The sequence below is a fragment of the Bradyrhizobium sp. NAS80.1 genome, from assembly GCF_001908205.1.
Taxonomy (GTDB): domain Bacteria; phylum Pseudomonadota; class Alphaproteobacteria; order Rhizobiales; family Xanthobacteraceae; genus Bradyrhizobium.
The window spans coordinates 85,705-99,501 of sequence record NZ_LGHL01000048.1; the positions used below are offsets into that span (position 1 = coordinate 85,705).

Here is a 13,797-nt window from a genome sequence, read left to right on the forward strand (position 1 = left end):
CATCACTCCAGCGCCGACCTCGGCCACACGGGCCTCGGCCGGCAGAACATCAGCTCGCCCAATACCAGGCCAGCGCGTTCCAGGATTCCGTGCGCGTATTGCCATTCGGCACGAAACCGTTGATCCCCTTCTTGAGGCCTTCGACCGCATTGCTCTGGTACAACGGCAGGAAGGGGAGATCGCGACGGACAAGTTCCTGGACGCGAGAGTAGATCGCGCGCCGGGCTTCAGGATCGAAGGTCCGCGCGCCCTTGTCGAGCAGGGCATCGACCTCCGGATTGTTGTACTGCGCATTGTTCGAGCCGCGACCGCCTTTCACAGCGATCGAACGGGAGTGCAGGCGATTGGTGACATCCGGGTCGGCGCCGATCAGATACGAGCTGCCGACGATCACGGAATCGAATTGCGATTGCGTCCAGAACTCACCCCACATCACGGCAGCGGGCAGGTTCGATATCTTCATCTCGACGCCCAGTTGCGCAAACGTTTGCTGCAGGAACTGCTGCACCTGTTCGCGCAGGGGATCGCCGGACGTGGTCGAATTGGTGAAGGACAGGCGAACGCCGTTCTTGGCACGAATGCCGTCCGCGCCCTTTGCCCAGCCGGCCTGATCGAGAATCTTGCCCGCGCGATTCACGTCGAATTGTTGCAGGGGCAGGTTGGCGTTGAAGAAGAAGGACTGCCTCGGCATGAACGTCTCTGTCGGTGTCGGCACTCCATAATAGAGCCCCTGGATGATCGCCTCCTTGTCGATCGCCGCGTATAGCGCCTCGCGAACGGCAAGCTCCTTGAACTGCGGGCGCTCGAGGTTCAGGTAGAAGGATTCGAACGAGGTCCTTGGGACGAGGGTCACGACGCGGTTCGGCAGCGTCTTGGCTTCCCCGTAGTGGTCAGGGGTGATGTAGGGCTGACCCACCAGATCAACGTCGCCGCTCTTGAATTGGGTGTAGAGGACGGTGAGATCGGGAATGTATTTGAAGACCAGCCTCTCGATGTGAGGACCTTCACCGAAATAGTCGGGGTTAGCTACAAGCTCGAGATGATCGCCGGCGACCCGCTGGCCCCACTTGAACGGACCGGTGCCGACCGGCGCCTGATTGAAGGCGGCATTGTTCGGATTAGCCTCCTTCTCGAGGATGTGCTTGGGGACGATGAAGGTTTCGGTCAGGAAGGACAAATAGGGCGCGAAGGGCTCTTCCATTCGCCACGAGATCTCCGTCGGCGAGACCACCGTGATGTCGCGCACGAGAGCGTGTCCGGCGGTGCGCCAACTCCGGAAGTTGGGGTTCACGATCAGCTCGAGCGTGAACTTCACGTCCTCGGCGCTGAACGGCGTGCCGTCGTGCCAGCGAACGTCGTCACGCAGGCGGATGCGCCATTTGAGACCGTCCTCCGAAATTCCGCCATTCTTCAGGTCAGGCACTTCCACCGCAAGGTTGGGTTGAATGACGCCCTGCGGATCGATGCGGAAGAGCGCATCGAAGACCGAGAAATGCACGCCATCATCGACTTCGATGTGCACCATCAGCGGATTGAAGACGGTCGGCTCTTGTCCGAGCCCGACGATCACGCGGCCGGTCGGCTTTGCCGCAGAGGTACGTGCGAAGGCCGGCTCGCCAAGAAGGTTCGGCGTGATGAAGACAGCAGCTCCGCCGAACGCCACCATTCGGAGGGCGTCGCGCCGCGAGTAGTTCGATGAATCCGCAGAACGCTTGGTCATAACGTCTCTCCTTGCTTGGGGTACTCGACGTAGCCTTCATGTTCGAGCATGCTTCCGGGCTGTTCGCCCGGGATCGCCGCCACGAGTTCTCGCGTGTAACTGGATTTCGGGGCGAGAAAGATCTGGGATGGCGGTCCGCGTTCCACGATTTGTCCTCGATGCATGACCGCGATTTCATCGCAGATCTGGCTGGCGACGCGCAGATCATGCGTGATGAAGATCATCGAGACGCCGGTCTCGCGCTGAATCTGGTCCAGCAGCTTCAGGATCTGCGCCTGGATCGATACGTCGAGCGCTGAAACGGCCTCGTCAGCGATCAGCAGCTTCGGCTTGAACATCAGCGCCCGGGCGATGCCGATGCGTTGGCGCTGCCCGCCGGAGAACTCGTGTGGATAGCGATCGAAGGCTCCCGAATCGAGACCGACATGGAACAGAAGCTCCCGCGCCCGCTCGCAGGCTTCACTGTAGCGCATCCCATGCGCGACCGGACCAACTGTCAGAATTTGCCCGACCGTCGATCGCGGATTGAGCGAGGCAAAAGGATCCTGGAAGATCATCTGGATTTTTGGCCGCAGCGGCCGGAACTTGGCTTCGGAAAGCTGAGCAAGGTCGCGGCCCTCGAACAGGATCGAGCCGCTGTCGCTCTCCATAAGCTTGATCAGCAGTCGGCCGAGCGACGATTTCCCCGAGCCGCTTTCGCCGACGACGCCCAGCGTGCGCCCCAACGTGAGATCGAAGGTGATGCCATTGACCGCGGGCACGATGCGCTGCGTACGGAAAAGTGCGCTGCCGCTGCGATAGGTCTTTACAAGGCATTCAACCTTCAGGATGGGGCGCCTCTCGGCAGCGTCCAAGGGAGCACGGTTCGTGCCGGTCAGGTGGGGCACGGCCGCGATCAGGCGCCGCGTATAGAGGTGGCCGGGCGACTTCAGCACCTGCTCGGCACTGCCCTGCTCCACGCAATGGCCTTTCTCCATCACCACAACGTAGTCGGCGATCTCGGCCACGACGCCGAAGTCATGGGTGATGAACATGACGCTCATCCCCTTGCGGCGCTGAATGTCGCGGATCAATTTGAGGATCTGCGCCTGGGTCGTCACGTCCAGTGCGGTGGTCGGCTCGTCTGCAATCAGGATCGCGGGCTCCAGAGCCAGAGCCATGGCGATCATCACGCGCTGCCGCTGTCCGCCCGAAAGCCGGAATGGATACTGGTGATACATGAGCTGCGGATCGGGCAGACCCACTTCAATCAACAGGTCGATGGCCCTGCTGCGACGGGAGGCCGGCGTGCCGACATCGTGTGCAGCCATCACCTCCTCGATCTGCGCGCCCACGGTCATCACCGGGTTGAGCGCCGAGAGAGGGTCTTGAAAGATCATTGAAACGACGCGGCCGCGCAGGCTTCGGAGCTTGTCGGGCGAGAGGCTCACGATGTTCGTCCCATCCAGGTGGATGGCACCGGCAGAGACCCGGATCGCCTTCGGCAGAAGCCCCATGATCGCGTTGGCGGTGACGGACTTGCCCGATCCGGATTCCCCGATGATACAGAGAATCTGTCCACGTTTCAGATCGAAGGAGATGTTCACGACGGCGTGGGCCCGCTCCATTCCTTCAGGCAGACTCACGGTCAGCTCGCGCACCGACAGCGCGACATCAGCGGGGCTTGCCACCTGGATGCCAGAGGCCATAAGAGCATCCTCCCCTTTCAAGCCAATGCCGTCATCTTGCTGCGGCCGGCGCCTTCGGCTCCTTGCGCCTCCACGCTCCCTGGACAGGTCGATAATTCGCCGCTCAACTTGCCATTCCTTCATTGGAGGCTGCGACATGATTCAGGCCTCTTCGCGCAAGAAGCAAGAGCTGTTGCTCAGAGCGCAGCGCCGACCCGATCGGCCATATCGATCAAAGCGAAGCTCAGCTGACATCCACGTCATGACTTGATCGCTTCTGCGAAGGCCTGCTCCTGGACACGGCTCATGCAAGTTGCCTCCGCGGACTTTCGCCGATCGATCGACTGATTCTGCCGATCTTGACGATTTGAATCAGCCCGGAGTCGCCGAAAGCCGGCATCGAAGCAGCAGGAACTTCTGAAAACGAAGTCCGATTTGGCATTTCAGTCTGCGCCGCCAGGCCTGCCGTGGCGCTTGCCGGGAAGCGCGCGATGGCTTGCAGGAGCACGTGCATCGGTCTCGCCGCCTGCAAGCTGCAACGCAAGCAAAGTATTTTCGCAATAATAGCCTGTGTCAAAGGCAGTAAACCGCAGGATATTCGGTCTCATGACCAAAGTCCGCGGGGCCTGCCGCAATTCCTCGGTTACGCTACGGCAACCTCCGGAGATCCCAGTCCGATGAGCGCGCCGCTCCTGCATATCGAATCCAGTCCATCCCTGCCTCGTGAAGCGGACGTCGTCGTTATCGGCGGCGGTGTCGTGGGCGTATTCGCAAGCTACTACCTCGCCCGTCGCGGCCTCAAGGTTGCCTTGCTTGAGAAGGGCCGCGTCGCCGCCGAGCAGTCCAGCCGCAACTGGGGATGGTGCCGGCAACAGAACCGCGACGCGCGCGAGTTACCGCTTGCAACCAAGAGCCTCGATCTCTGGGAGAGAGTTGCCGAGGAGACCGGTGAAGATACGGGTTTTCGCCGCTGCGGCCTGTTGTATTTGTCGAACGACGAAAGTGAGCTGGAGGGCTGGGCCAAGTGGCGAGACTTCGCCAGGACAGTGGGCGTCACGACGCACATGTTGAGTGCGGAAGAAGCCAACGAGCGAGGCAAGGCGACGGGCCGCAAATGGAAAAGCGGTGTCTTCTCTCCGACCGATGGGACGGCAGATACCTCAAAGGCGGTGCCCATCGCCGCGCGTGCGATCATGGCGGCGGGCGGCACGGTACACCAGCAATGCGCGGCGCGCGGCTTGGAGCTCAGTGGCGGCCGGGTCAGCGGCGTGGTGACCGAAGCCGGCACGATCCGGACGAAAACGGCGGTCATGGCGGGAGGCGCATGGGCCTCTTCGTTCTGCAACCAGTTGGGAATTCGTTTCCCGCAGGCATCCGTGCGCCAGTCCATTCTCGCCGTCGCTCCTGGCGCCGCCGGCCTGCCTGATGCTCTTTACACCGGGCTCGTCTCGCTCACCCGGCGGGGCAATGGCGGATACACGCTCGCTATCAGCGGGCGCGCGCGAGTCGACGCCACGCCGCAGCAATTCAGATTCGGCCGCGAATTCCTGCCCATGTTCGCCCGCCGGTGGCGAAGTCTCAGCCCTGGGGCTTTCGAAGGGCTGCGGCAGGGCCATGAAACCCTGGCTAAATGGAGGCTGGATGAGGTGACTCCAATGGAGCTGAACCGCACGCTCGATCCTCGCCCCGACATGAAGCAAATTCGGGCGACGCATCGACGAGCTTGCAAGCTGCTGCCGGAACTTGAGCACCTCGAAATCTCGAATGTCTGGGCCGGCTACATCGACAGCACGCCAGACGGCATCCCCGCAATCGGCGAAGTTCAGTCGATTCCAGGTTTCATCCTGGCCGCAGGGTTCAGCGGCCACGGCTTCGGGATCGGCCCTGGCGCCGGGCATATGATCGCAGACATCATTACAGGCAGCGCGCCAATCGTCGACCCGCGCCCTTACAGGCCGGAGCGGTTGAAAATGAGCGCCTGGGGCAAGGTCAGCGACTTCTAGAATCCAGTTTCCGCCCCCGGTGGGAAAAAATGCTGGTTGGTGTTATGACAACGCATATGACGCTAAAGCCTTGTCGCCGTTGTCGGCCCCATCTCATGGCATTGCTATGAAGCTCGATAAGATCGACATCAGGATTTTATGCGAACTGCAGAAGAACGGGCGGATTTCCAACGTCGAGCTCGCAGAGCTTATAAACCTATCCCCGAGCCCGTGCCTGATGCGGGTCAAGAGGCTCCAGTCGGAGGGCTTCATCACCGGCTATTCCGCCCAGATCGACGTTGCCAAGCTCGGTCAAACTCTGACTGTCTTCGCCGAAATCACCCTCAAGAATCACCGGCAGATCGATTTCGCGCGCTTCCTTACAACGATCGAAAAGATCGATTCCGTCGTCGAATGCCATCTCGTTTCGGGCGGGTACGATTATCTCGTGAAATTCATCACGGCAGGGATCAGCGAATACCAGGCGGTCATGGAGCGCCTGGTCGAGATGGATATCGGCATCGACAAATACTTCAGCTTCGTCGTGCTGAAGTCGCCGATCGTGAAATCTCATTTGCCTCTCGAAAGCATATTCAACGGCTAGAGGACAGGCTCGATCCTCAACCTATCATGGCCGCGCGAACGTCCTTGTCTTCGAGCGTCTGGTCGAGCGTCTTCCTGGTTCGCTCGATGATGCCGTCGATGTCCGCATCCGTGCAGCACAGCGGCGGCGCATAGCCCAGCACGCCTTGCGCGAAGGCACGGATGACGAGACCGTTGTCCCAAGCGCGGTCAAAAATGCGGCGCGCCGCGTCGGCTTCCGTCGGCAGGGGCGTCTTGCGTTCCTTGTCGGTGACAAGCTCGATTGCGGCCAGCATACCGCGACCCCTGACATCGCCGACAAGCGGATGATCGGCGAGCGCGCGAAGACCCTCCATGAGCCGATGCCCGGCCTTCCGGCCGTTTTCCAGCAAGCCGTTTTCATAAAGATCAAGGCAAGCAAGTCCGACGGCCGCGCTGACGGGATGGGCGGAATAGGTGTAACCGTGGCCCACGGCCGCCTTGCCGGCACCATCGGCAATGGTGTTGTAGACACGGTCGGACATCAGAACGGCCCCCATCGGCACATAACCCGAGGTCAGTCCCTTTGCCGTGGTCATGAGATCCGGCACGACGTCATCCTCTTCACAGGCGAAGAGAGGACCGACACGGCCAAAGCCGGTGATGACCTCGTCGGCAACGAACAGAATGTCATGCTCCTTGCAAACAGCGTGCATGGCCTTCAGCCAGGACGGCGGCGGAACGAGGACGCCTCCCGAGCCCTGTATCGGCTCGACATAGAAGGCGGCAACGCGATCCGCGCCTAGTTCGGCAACTTTCGCCCGCAGGGCCGCGACCGACGCATCGATGATAGCCTGGGGATGGGACCCGACAGGATTGCGATAAGCATAATGCGACGGGATTTTGTGCTGCCAGTTGTATGGCACGCCGAAGCCCGCATGAAAGGCCGGCAGCGCCGTCAACCCGGCCCCTGCCGTCGACGATCCATGGTAGCCAGACTCGACGGAAATGAACTGATCCTTCTGTGGCGTACGCTTGGCATGATAATAGTACCGAATGAACCGGATCGTGCTGTCGACGGCATCGGAGCCGCCCAAGGTGAAATAGACATGGTTCAGATCGCCAGGCGCCAATTCAGCCAGCCTTGCGGCGAGCCGGATGGCCGGGTCGGAGCCCAACCCGAAATAGCCCGTCGCATAAGGCAGTTCGCGGAGCTGCCTCGAAGCCGCTTCAACGATGCTGTCCTGTCCGTAGCCCGCATTGACACACCACAGACCGGCGAAGCCGTCCAGCAATTGACGGCCCGAGACATCGGTCAGCGTCGCGCCCCTGCCTGACTTCAACACGCGGACGCCAGTCGCCTCGTGGCTGCGATACGATGAGACCGGATGAATCAGATGCGCGCGATCGAGTTCAATCAGCGAGTTGCTCAACATGTTGTCCTCCAGATCAACCGCAACACTTGTGCGGCCACCCCGATGTTTTCGCAATCAACGTAGGATGACCAAGACAGCAGCTGCTCCCAGGCTGAACACGGACGAAGGACATTTTGACTGTCATTGACGATCGGCGCCGCATCTTATGCCGGCATCGGCCTGCGCCAGTCTTTGGCGCTCACGTCGGAGGGGCCTTTTCGCACAACTCTCTGCCACAGCTCCGATCCGGTACGACACAATCTGCTCCCAGTCACCGCGACAGCGGTGCTTTATCCGGTCGTCTGCCCGCTATGATCCCTGTCGTACCGGAGCACGGTGCGTGAGGACCGAAAAGGATCGAGCCATGGCAACGTTTAGACCGAAATACATCACCTTCGACTGCTACGGCACGCTGACCAATTTCGACATGGCCGGCGCGGCAAGGAGAGTCTATGGCTCCGAGCTCTCGTCGATGGCCATGGCAAAGCTGATCAAGGATTTTTCAGCCTACCGCCTGGACGAGGTCCTCGGCGCCTGGAAGCCGTACTTCGAGGTCGTGCACAATGCGCTGGAGCGCGCGTGCAAGCGCAACGGCATCGTGTTTCGGCCGGAGCATGCTCAGCGCATCAATGAAGAGGTCCACACATGGGGTCCGCATGCCGACGTTCCGGCAGGCCTGGCCAAAGTTGCCAGGGAGATTCCGCTGGTCATCCTGTCGAATTCGATGAAGAATCTCATCATGTCGAACGTCGAAAAGCTCGGCGCTCCCTTCCACATGGTCATCACGGCGGAGGAAACCGGCGCCTACAAGCCGCACATGAAGGGTTTCGAATATATGCTGGACAAGCTGGGCTGCGGGCCGGAAGACATTACCCACGTCTCCTCCTCCTTCCGCTACGACCTGATGACGGCCTACGATCTCGGCATCAAGAGCAAGGTCTGGGTGAACCGCGGTCACGAGCCCGCGAACCCCTTCTATGAATACACCGAGGTCGCTGACATCGGAGGGCTAGCTGCGGCAGTCGGCCTCGAGCCCCTGCGCAAAAGCGCCTGAGCGCGGTTCTTTTCGGGATCTTTCGCGACACTTCAGTTCTTGTAAAACCTCAATAGAGATCTACGCTGTAAAGGAAAAAAGGGGGCGGTTCAGCCGCCCCCTTTTCTTGTTTCAGCTGCAGATTGGACGACCGCTCAGTCCAATCCGCCGACATGGAGCGCCTTGGTCTCGAGATATTCTTCGATCCCGAGCTGGGATCCCTCCCGTCCAAGGCCCGACTGCTTGACGCCACCGAACGGCGCAACCTCAGTTGAGATCAGGCCGGTGTTCAAGCCGACCATGCCGAACTCCAGCGCCTCGGCAACACGCCATGAGCGCTTGAGGTTTTCAGTGTAGAAATAGGCGGCAAGGCCGAACGGCGTACCGTTTGCGATTGCAATCGCCTCGTCCTCGGTCTCGAACCTGAAAAGCGGAGCCACCGGCCCGAAGGTCTCCTCCGAAGCGAGCAGCATCTCAGTCGTCGCGCCGCCGAGCACGAGAGGCCGGGCATATTGCCGCCCTTCTGGCACCATTTCACTCTGCGAGATGATCTTCGCGCCCTTATCAAGGGCGTCCATGACGTGCCGCTTGATCTTCTCGATCGCCGCGCCGTTGATCATCGGCCCGATTGCGACCCCCTCTTCGGTGCCGGCCCCGACCTTCATTTTCGCGACCTGGCTGGCGAGCTTCTGTGCAAAGGCATCGTAGATGCCTGATTGCACGAGAATGCGATTGCAGCAGACGCAGGTCTGCCCACCGTTGCGGAACTTCGACGCGATCGCGCCCTCGACGGCCCGGTCGAGATCCGCATCGTCAAAGACGATGAACGGCGCATTGCCGCCGAGCTCGAGGCTGAGCCTCTTGATGTTGTCGGCAGCGCCTCTCATCAACAAAGCGCCGACGCGGGTCGATCCGGTGAACGAGATCTTGCGGACGGTTTCGTTGGCCATCAGCTCCTGACCGATATCCGCCGGCATGCCCGTCACGATGTTGATCACGCCCGCCGGAATTCCGGCGCGCTCAGCCAGAACAGCGATGGCGAGAGCTGAAAAGGGCGTGAATTCAGACGGCTTGATGACGACTGTGCAACCCGCAGCGAGCGCTGGTGCCACCTTGCGCGTGATCATCGCATTTGGGAAATTCCAGGGTGTGATGATCCCGCAGACGCCGACCGCCTCTTTCAGAACCAGAATGCGGCGATCGACAGTGGGCGCGGGGATCGTCGATCCGTTGATGCGGCGGGCTTCTTCCGCAAACCATTTGATGAAGGATGCCCCGTAACGGATCTCTCCGAGCGCTTCAGCAAGCGGCTTGCCCTGTTCAAGCGTCAGCAGAAGCGCCAAATCCTGCTCATGAGACCGCATGAGCTCATACCAGCGCTCCAGCAGCGCAGCACGCTCTGCATGAGCCTTTGTCTTCCAATGCTTGAACGCGGCGGCTGCGGCGTCGATTGCTGTCCTTGTCTCGTCTCGGCCCATATCGGGGATGGTGCCAAGAACTTTCTGGCTCGCAGGATCGATCACATCAACGGTGGCTTTCGTGCTCGCATCCCGCCAATCGCCTCCGATCAGCGCTTGCTGGCGAAACAGATCCTTGTCCTTCAACGCAATCATGGGCTTGCTCCTTGCCTTCGGGCCCGACCTCGCCATCACTGCCTGATTTGCGAGTGGCGAGACGAAGCCGTCTCATGCGAGCAGTACAGGACCGCACGCCGCATTTTTCATTAAGAATGAAGTGTCTGGCCGCGTTGAATCTGGTCAGGCGCGGCCCCGGAGGTCGAATATTCTGAGGGCCGCTTGATTGTGCTGCCCTCAGCATCGTCTCAGTCATAATGGCAGACGTAGATCTTCCGCACGGTTTCGATCGTGCGCCAGACCCCGACGAAGCCAGGTTTCATCACAAAGCTGTCGCCGGCGCGGTACCTCCTGGTCTCGCCGCCCTTTTCCTCGATTTCGATCAGCCCCGAGAGTATGTGGCAGAACTCGAAGGTGGTGCCCTTGATGGAATGGGTCTCGCCCGGCGTTGCTTCCCAGACGCCGGTCAGCACCTTCTCGCCTTTCGAGGCGTCCTGGGCCCAGGTCTTGAACGATGGATTGCCAGAAATGAGCCGTTCCGGAGCAGGCAAGGCGTTCTTTGGAGCGAAGTCTGGATTGGTGTCGATGGTGACCAGAAGTGACATGCACTTTTCCTGTTAGTAGCCCAGTGTTCGATCGACGAGACCTATGGGATTTCGTCCGGCGCGGTGGCGGCGGATATTCTCTATGATGGATTGTGCTGCGGTATGCGGTTGCGTCACGGACGCGATATGCGGCGTGATGATCACCTTTGGATGCGACCAGAGTGGATGGTTTTCCGGCAGTGGCTCAGGCTCGGTGACGTCAAGCATGGCGGCTGACAGGCGCCCGCTGTCGAGCGCCTCGATGAGTGCACCGTGGTCAAGCTGCGGGCCGCGGCCGACATGCAGCAGCATCGCTCCCACCGGCAAAAGCGAGAAGAGCCTTGCGTTCAGGATGCCGCTTGTTTGCTCCGTCAGGGGAAGAAGACAGACGAGGACATCAGTTCCTTGCAGGAAATTGCCAAGCTGATCCGCGCCATGGAAACAGGTTACACCCTCGACCACCTTCTTGCTTCGGCTCCAGGCGGCAAGGGGAAATTGAAAAGGCCTCAAGCGGTCTATCGCGGCTTGCGCCAACATGCCAAGGCCGAGGAAGCCAACACGCCGATCAGTCGCCTGGGACGATGCTAGCGCTTGCCAAACGCCCCTTCTCTGCCGCTCCCGATAGGCCAGCATCTCGCGATGCAGCGTCAGCACCCCAAGGACGACGTATTCCTGCATCATGCGAACGATGCCGTCCTCGACCATGCGCACGAGCTTTACGTGGCCAGGTATGGTCTCCGACTTGAATCGGTCGACCCCGGCGCCGATGGAGAAGAGCACTTCCAGATTACAAAAACGCGAGAGATCGTCGGGCACGTTCCAGGTCAGGAGATACCGCACCTTTTCCGGGTCGAAACTCTCGCTGCAATGATGGAATTCCAGATCGGGGAGCTCGCGCGCAAAGACCTGACGGAAGACTGCCGCCCTCGCAGCATCGGAATTGAACAAAAATGCCATCGGTGCACGCCTCTGCCTAGCTTGGCGTGTCGACGACGCCGGGAAAAGCGACTAGCCTCGCAACACTTTCTTGAGCATTCACGGCGGCTCACTCTGCCTGCGCAGTTTGCCGAACATCGAGAGGGTAGCTGCGAGCCGGAGCTTTCCCTGCCGAATTGCGCTGCAAGACAGGCCGAAGATTTCGAAAAGAAGGCCCAAACAGGGGAAACCTGCTGGGTTTCCGTGCGATAGTGCGGCGAAATACTCCCGCTGCCCTATTGTGGCGGGAGAGAAAAGGCGCGATGTGCAAGAGACTGGCATCCCGCGAAGGAACGGACGAGTTGAGATGGGACGAACGGTACGCGTGAAGTCCTTTGAGCTGGCCGCGAAAGACATCAACGACGTTGATGTGACGCTGCTCCACGCACTCTCGACCGGGGTTGGCTGGCCGCATCGCCCCAAGGATTGGGATTTCCTACGCCGCGCAGGTCATGGGATCGTAGCCGTTGATGGCATAGGACGCGTCTTCGGCAGCGCGATGTGGTTTCCACATGGCCGCGATTTCGCGACCATTGGCTTGGTGATCACATCGCCTCGAACCCAGGCTCAAGGCACCGGGCGATGGCTCATGGAGCAGGTGTTCGAGCGGTGTGGCGACCGGAATCTGACTCTCAACTCGACCGACGCGGCGTATCATCTTTATCTCTCGCTGGGCTTCACAAAGGAAGCCACCGTGTATCTGTGGCAAGGGGAGGTTGTTTCACCGCCCCCGCCGGTGCCGGTTCTGGACGGCGAATTGAGCTCGCTGTCCACCGAGAATATTGAAGCAATCGCAGCACTGGATGAACGCGCGTTCGGAACCAGCCGTCGTAGGCTGCTTGCATTGCTTTCTGAAGGCGCGTCAATCTGCGTCCTGCGCCGCGGCCGAGAGACCGTCGGTTATTCGATGAAGCGCGAATTCGGGCGCGGTCATGTAATCGGCCCCATCGTCGCCAGCAATGATTGTGACGCGATCCATCTCACGGCCGTACATCTGAAGGATCTCACCGGACGGTTCGCTCGCGTCGATACGCGGGAGCAGACGGGTCTGTTTGCGGACTTTCTTCAACAGAGCCGCCTCGGGATGAACGACACAGTCACGACCATGTCCAAGGGACGGCGGTTCCTGAACCGAAAGGAAAACGAGCCGTGGGTCTACGGATTGGCCGGTCATGCATTGAGCTAAAGCTGTGCAAGTGGCCTGATTCAACCAGGCGCCTGAGGCTAGCCTGACGGCGCTATCGTGGGCGCTTCCGGGAGCAAATCCGCTCGATGGCGCCAGACCGACTTTGGTGGCGGTGAATGTAATCGTCGCCCACCCATCGGTTGGAGATGCTCCGACAGAGCCGCTGATTGAGAGCCTGATAATTGCCGAGGGCTATTCAACGGGCTGGCCCGCGCGCCAGCCCATCTCCCAGAAGTCTGCCTCGAGTCGCGTGGCTTCCTTGAAGATCGCAATCAGCTCTGCCTCGCGGGCCGGCGTGGCGTAGAGATTGGCGAGATGCTCCAGGTGCGCCCGCGCTTTCATCGCGACCTCCTGGTATGGCACGCCGGCGTACTCGGCGATCCAAACGCGATAGGGGTTTTTCGCAGCGTTCGCATCGGGGCGCGAGGCGAGCCGCATTGCGATCTCCGCGTAGCCGATCACGCAGGGGGCAAGTGCCACCTTGAGTGCCAGCAGATCACCGCGCATTCCCGCGTCGAGAACGTAGCGTGTGTAGGCCAGCATCTCGATGGCGGGAGAGGTTTGCTCAAGGTCGCTCGCGGAAAGACCCCAACCAGCACAGAGCTTCACATGCAGGTTCATCTCGACGTCAAGAATAGCCGAGAGGCCGGCCGCCGCTTCACGCATGTCGGCAAGTTTGGGCGACTTGTAGACCAAGAGCGCGTAAGCGCGAGCAAACTCGACAAGGAATAAATAGTCTTGAGCGAGGTAGTGACGAAACGCCGCTTCGGGAAGCGAGCCGTCCGCCAGCCCGTTCGTGAAGGGATGCTCTGTATAGTCCCGCCATTCGCCGGATGCTCCTATCTTTAGACGCTCGAAGAAACCCACGATTTTTTTCCCCGGCTTGCTTTCCCATGAACGTCTTTGGCTCGCTACCGATAGCGTAGCGAACCGGGCGAAGGTTGATCACTACACGTCGCCGCGATCGGCCGGCACCGAAATCGCCTGCCGTTGCTCGCTAGGATTGTCGAGACCAACTTGCGTTCTCTCGTTATCACGAACAGAAGGCACATGCCCTATCCCGATCCCCAGCGTGGAGGCCGCCCCGACAACGTACTGCG

12 protein-coding genes are annotated in these 13,797 nt (G+C 60.4%); 4 read left to right on the forward strand and 8 right to left on the reverse strand.

Features of this window, described 5'->3' with window-relative positions; genetic code table 11:
- Positions 1–49 precede the first annotated feature (49 nt).
- The 3 genes from AC629_RS12390 to AC629_RS12400 all read right to left on the reverse strand — a co-directional run bounded on the left by AC629_RS12390 (position 50) and on the right by AC629_RS12400 (position 3,901).
- Complete coding sequence (locus AC629_RS12390) at positions 50–1,720, reverse strand: peptide ABC transporter substrate-binding protein (protein WP_084805034.1); 1,671 nt, start codon at positions 1,718–1,720, stop codon at positions 50–52.
- On the reverse strand, positions 1,717–3,408 hold the full coding sequence (locus AC629_RS12395; protein WP_084805035.1) for an ABC transporter ATP-binding protein: 1,692 nt from the start codon (positions 3,406–3,408) through the stop codon (positions 1,717–1,719). The genes AC629_RS12390 and AC629_RS12395 overlap by 4 nt, the downstream gene beginning before the upstream one ends.
- A 283-nt stretch (positions 3,409–3,691) precedes the next feature.
- Positions 3,692–3,901 (reverse strand): hypothetical protein, encoded by a 210-nt coding sequence (locus AC629_RS12400; protein WP_084805036.1) that lies wholly within the window; start codon positions 3,899–3,901, stop codon positions 3,692–3,694.
- Between the two features lie 163 nt (positions 3,902–4,064).
- Here AC629_RS12400 and AC629_RS12405 point away from each other — a divergent pair, with 163 nt between their 5' ends.
- Together AC629_RS12405 and AC629_RS12410 are read left to right on the forward strand one after the other, a co-directional pair.
- Positions 4,065–5,390 (forward strand): NAD(P)/FAD-dependent oxidoreductase, encoded by a 1,326-nt coding sequence (locus AC629_RS12405; RefSeq protein ID WP_084805037.1) that lies wholly within the window; start codon positions 4,065–4,067, stop codon positions 5,388–5,390.
- A 106-nt stretch (positions 5,391–5,496) separates the two neighbouring features.
- Positions 5,497–5,973 (forward strand): Lrp/AsnC family transcriptional regulator, encoded by a 477-nt coding sequence (locus tag AC629_RS12410; protein ID WP_084805038.1) that lies wholly within the window; start codon positions 5,497–5,499, stop codon positions 5,971–5,973.
- A 16-nt stretch (positions 5,974–5,989) separates the two neighbouring features.
- Here AC629_RS12410 and AC629_RS12415 read toward each other — a convergent pair whose 3' ends face one another.
- On the reverse strand, positions 5,990–7,366 hold the full coding sequence (locus AC629_RS12415) for an aspartate aminotransferase family protein (RefSeq protein ID WP_084805039.1): 1,377 nt from the start codon (positions 7,364–7,366) through the stop codon (positions 5,990–5,992).
- Positions 7,367–7,709: 343 nt separating this feature from the next.
- Between AC629_RS12415 and AC629_RS12420 the strand changes: the two genes are divergently transcribed.
- Positions 7,710–8,399 (forward strand): haloacid dehalogenase type II, encoded by a 690-nt coding sequence (locus AC629_RS12420; RefSeq protein ID WP_084805040.1) that lies wholly within the window; start codon positions 7,710–7,712, stop codon positions 8,397–8,399.
- Between the two features lie 134 nt (positions 8,400–8,533).
- Here the strand turns inward: AC629_RS12420 and AC629_RS12425 are convergent, their stop codons facing one another.
- From AC629_RS12425 to AC629_RS12435, 3 genes are all read right to left on the reverse strand, one after another.
- The gene (locus AC629_RS12425; protein WP_084805041.1) at positions 8,534–9,991 is read right to left on the reverse strand and encodes an NAD-dependent succinate-semialdehyde dehydrogenase; all 1,458 of its coding nucleotides are present in this window, start codon (positions 9,989–9,991) and stop codon (positions 8,534–8,536) included.
- Positions 9,992–10,200: 209 nt separating this feature from the next.
- Positions 10,201–10,557 (reverse strand): cupin domain-containing protein, encoded by a 357-nt coding sequence (locus tag AC629_RS12430; protein ID WP_027544597.1) that lies wholly within the window; start codon positions 10,555–10,557, stop codon positions 10,201–10,203.
- 12 nt (positions 10,558–10,569) lie between these two features.
- Entirely contained in the window at positions 10,570–11,493 is a 924-nt protein-coding gene (locus AC629_RS12435; protein WP_084805042.1) for a 2-hydroxyacid dehydrogenase, read from the reverse strand.
- Positions 11,494–11,818: 325 nt separating this feature from the next.
- Between AC629_RS12435 and AC629_RS12440 the strand changes: the two genes are divergently transcribed.
- The gene (locus AC629_RS12440; protein WP_084805043.1) at positions 11,819–12,697 is read left to right on the forward strand and encodes a GNAT family N-acetyltransferase; all 879 of its coding nucleotides are present in this window, start codon (positions 11,819–11,821) and stop codon (positions 12,695–12,697) included.
- Positions 12,698–12,889: 192 nt separating this feature from the next.
- Here the strand turns inward: AC629_RS12440 and tenA are convergent, their stop codons facing one another.
- Complete coding sequence (gene tenA, locus AC629_RS12445; RefSeq protein WP_084805044.1) at positions 12,890–13,564, reverse strand: thiaminase II; 675 nt, start codon at positions 13,562–13,564, stop codon at positions 12,890–12,892.
- Positions 13,565–13,797 lie beyond the last annotated feature (233 nt).

Excerpts from the sequence above, each read along its gene's own strand:
- AC629_RS12390 (WP_084805034.1), bottom strand. The coding sequence starts at position 1,720 with ATGACCAAGCGTTCTGCGGATTCATCGAACTACTCGCGGCGCGACGCC.
- AC629_RS12395 (WP_084805035.1), bottom strand. The coding sequence starts at position 3,408 with ATGGCCTCTGGCATCCAGGTGGCAAGCCCCGCTGATGTCGCGCTGTCG.
- AC629_RS12400 (WP_084805036.1), bottom strand. The coding sequence starts at position 3,901 with ATGCACGTGCTCCTGCAAGCCATCGCGCGCTTCCCGGCAAGCGCCACG.
- AC629_RS12405 (WP_084805037.1), top strand. The coding sequence starts at position 4,065 with ATGAGCGCGCCGCTCCTGCATATCGAATCCAGTCCATCCCTGCCTCGT.
- AC629_RS12410 (WP_084805038.1), top strand. The coding sequence starts at position 5,497 with ATGAAGCTCGATAAGATCGACATCAGGATTTTATGCGAACTGCAGAAG.
- AC629_RS12415 (WP_084805039.1), bottom strand. The coding sequence starts at position 7,366 with ATGTTGAGCAACTCGCTGATTGAACTCGATCGCGCGCATCTGATTCAT.
- AC629_RS12420 (WP_084805040.1), top strand. The coding sequence starts at position 7,710 with ATGGCAACGTTTAGACCGAAATACATCACCTTCGACTGCTACGGCACG.
- AC629_RS12425 (WP_084805041.1), bottom strand. The coding sequence starts at position 9,991 with ATGATTGCGTTGAAGGACAAGGATCTGTTTCGCCAGCAAGCGCTGATC.
- AC629_RS12430 (WP_027544597.1), bottom strand. The coding sequence starts at position 10,557 with ATGTCACTTCTGGTCACCATCGACACCAATCCAGACTTCGCTCCAAAG.
- AC629_RS12435 (WP_084805042.1), bottom strand. The coding sequence starts at position 11,493 with ATGGCATTTTTGTTCAATTCCGATGCTGCGAGGGCGGCAGTCTTCCGT.
- AC629_RS12440 (WP_084805043.1), top strand. The coding sequence starts at position 11,819 with ATGGGACGAACGGTACGCGTGAAGTCCTTTGAGCTGGCCGCGAAAGAC.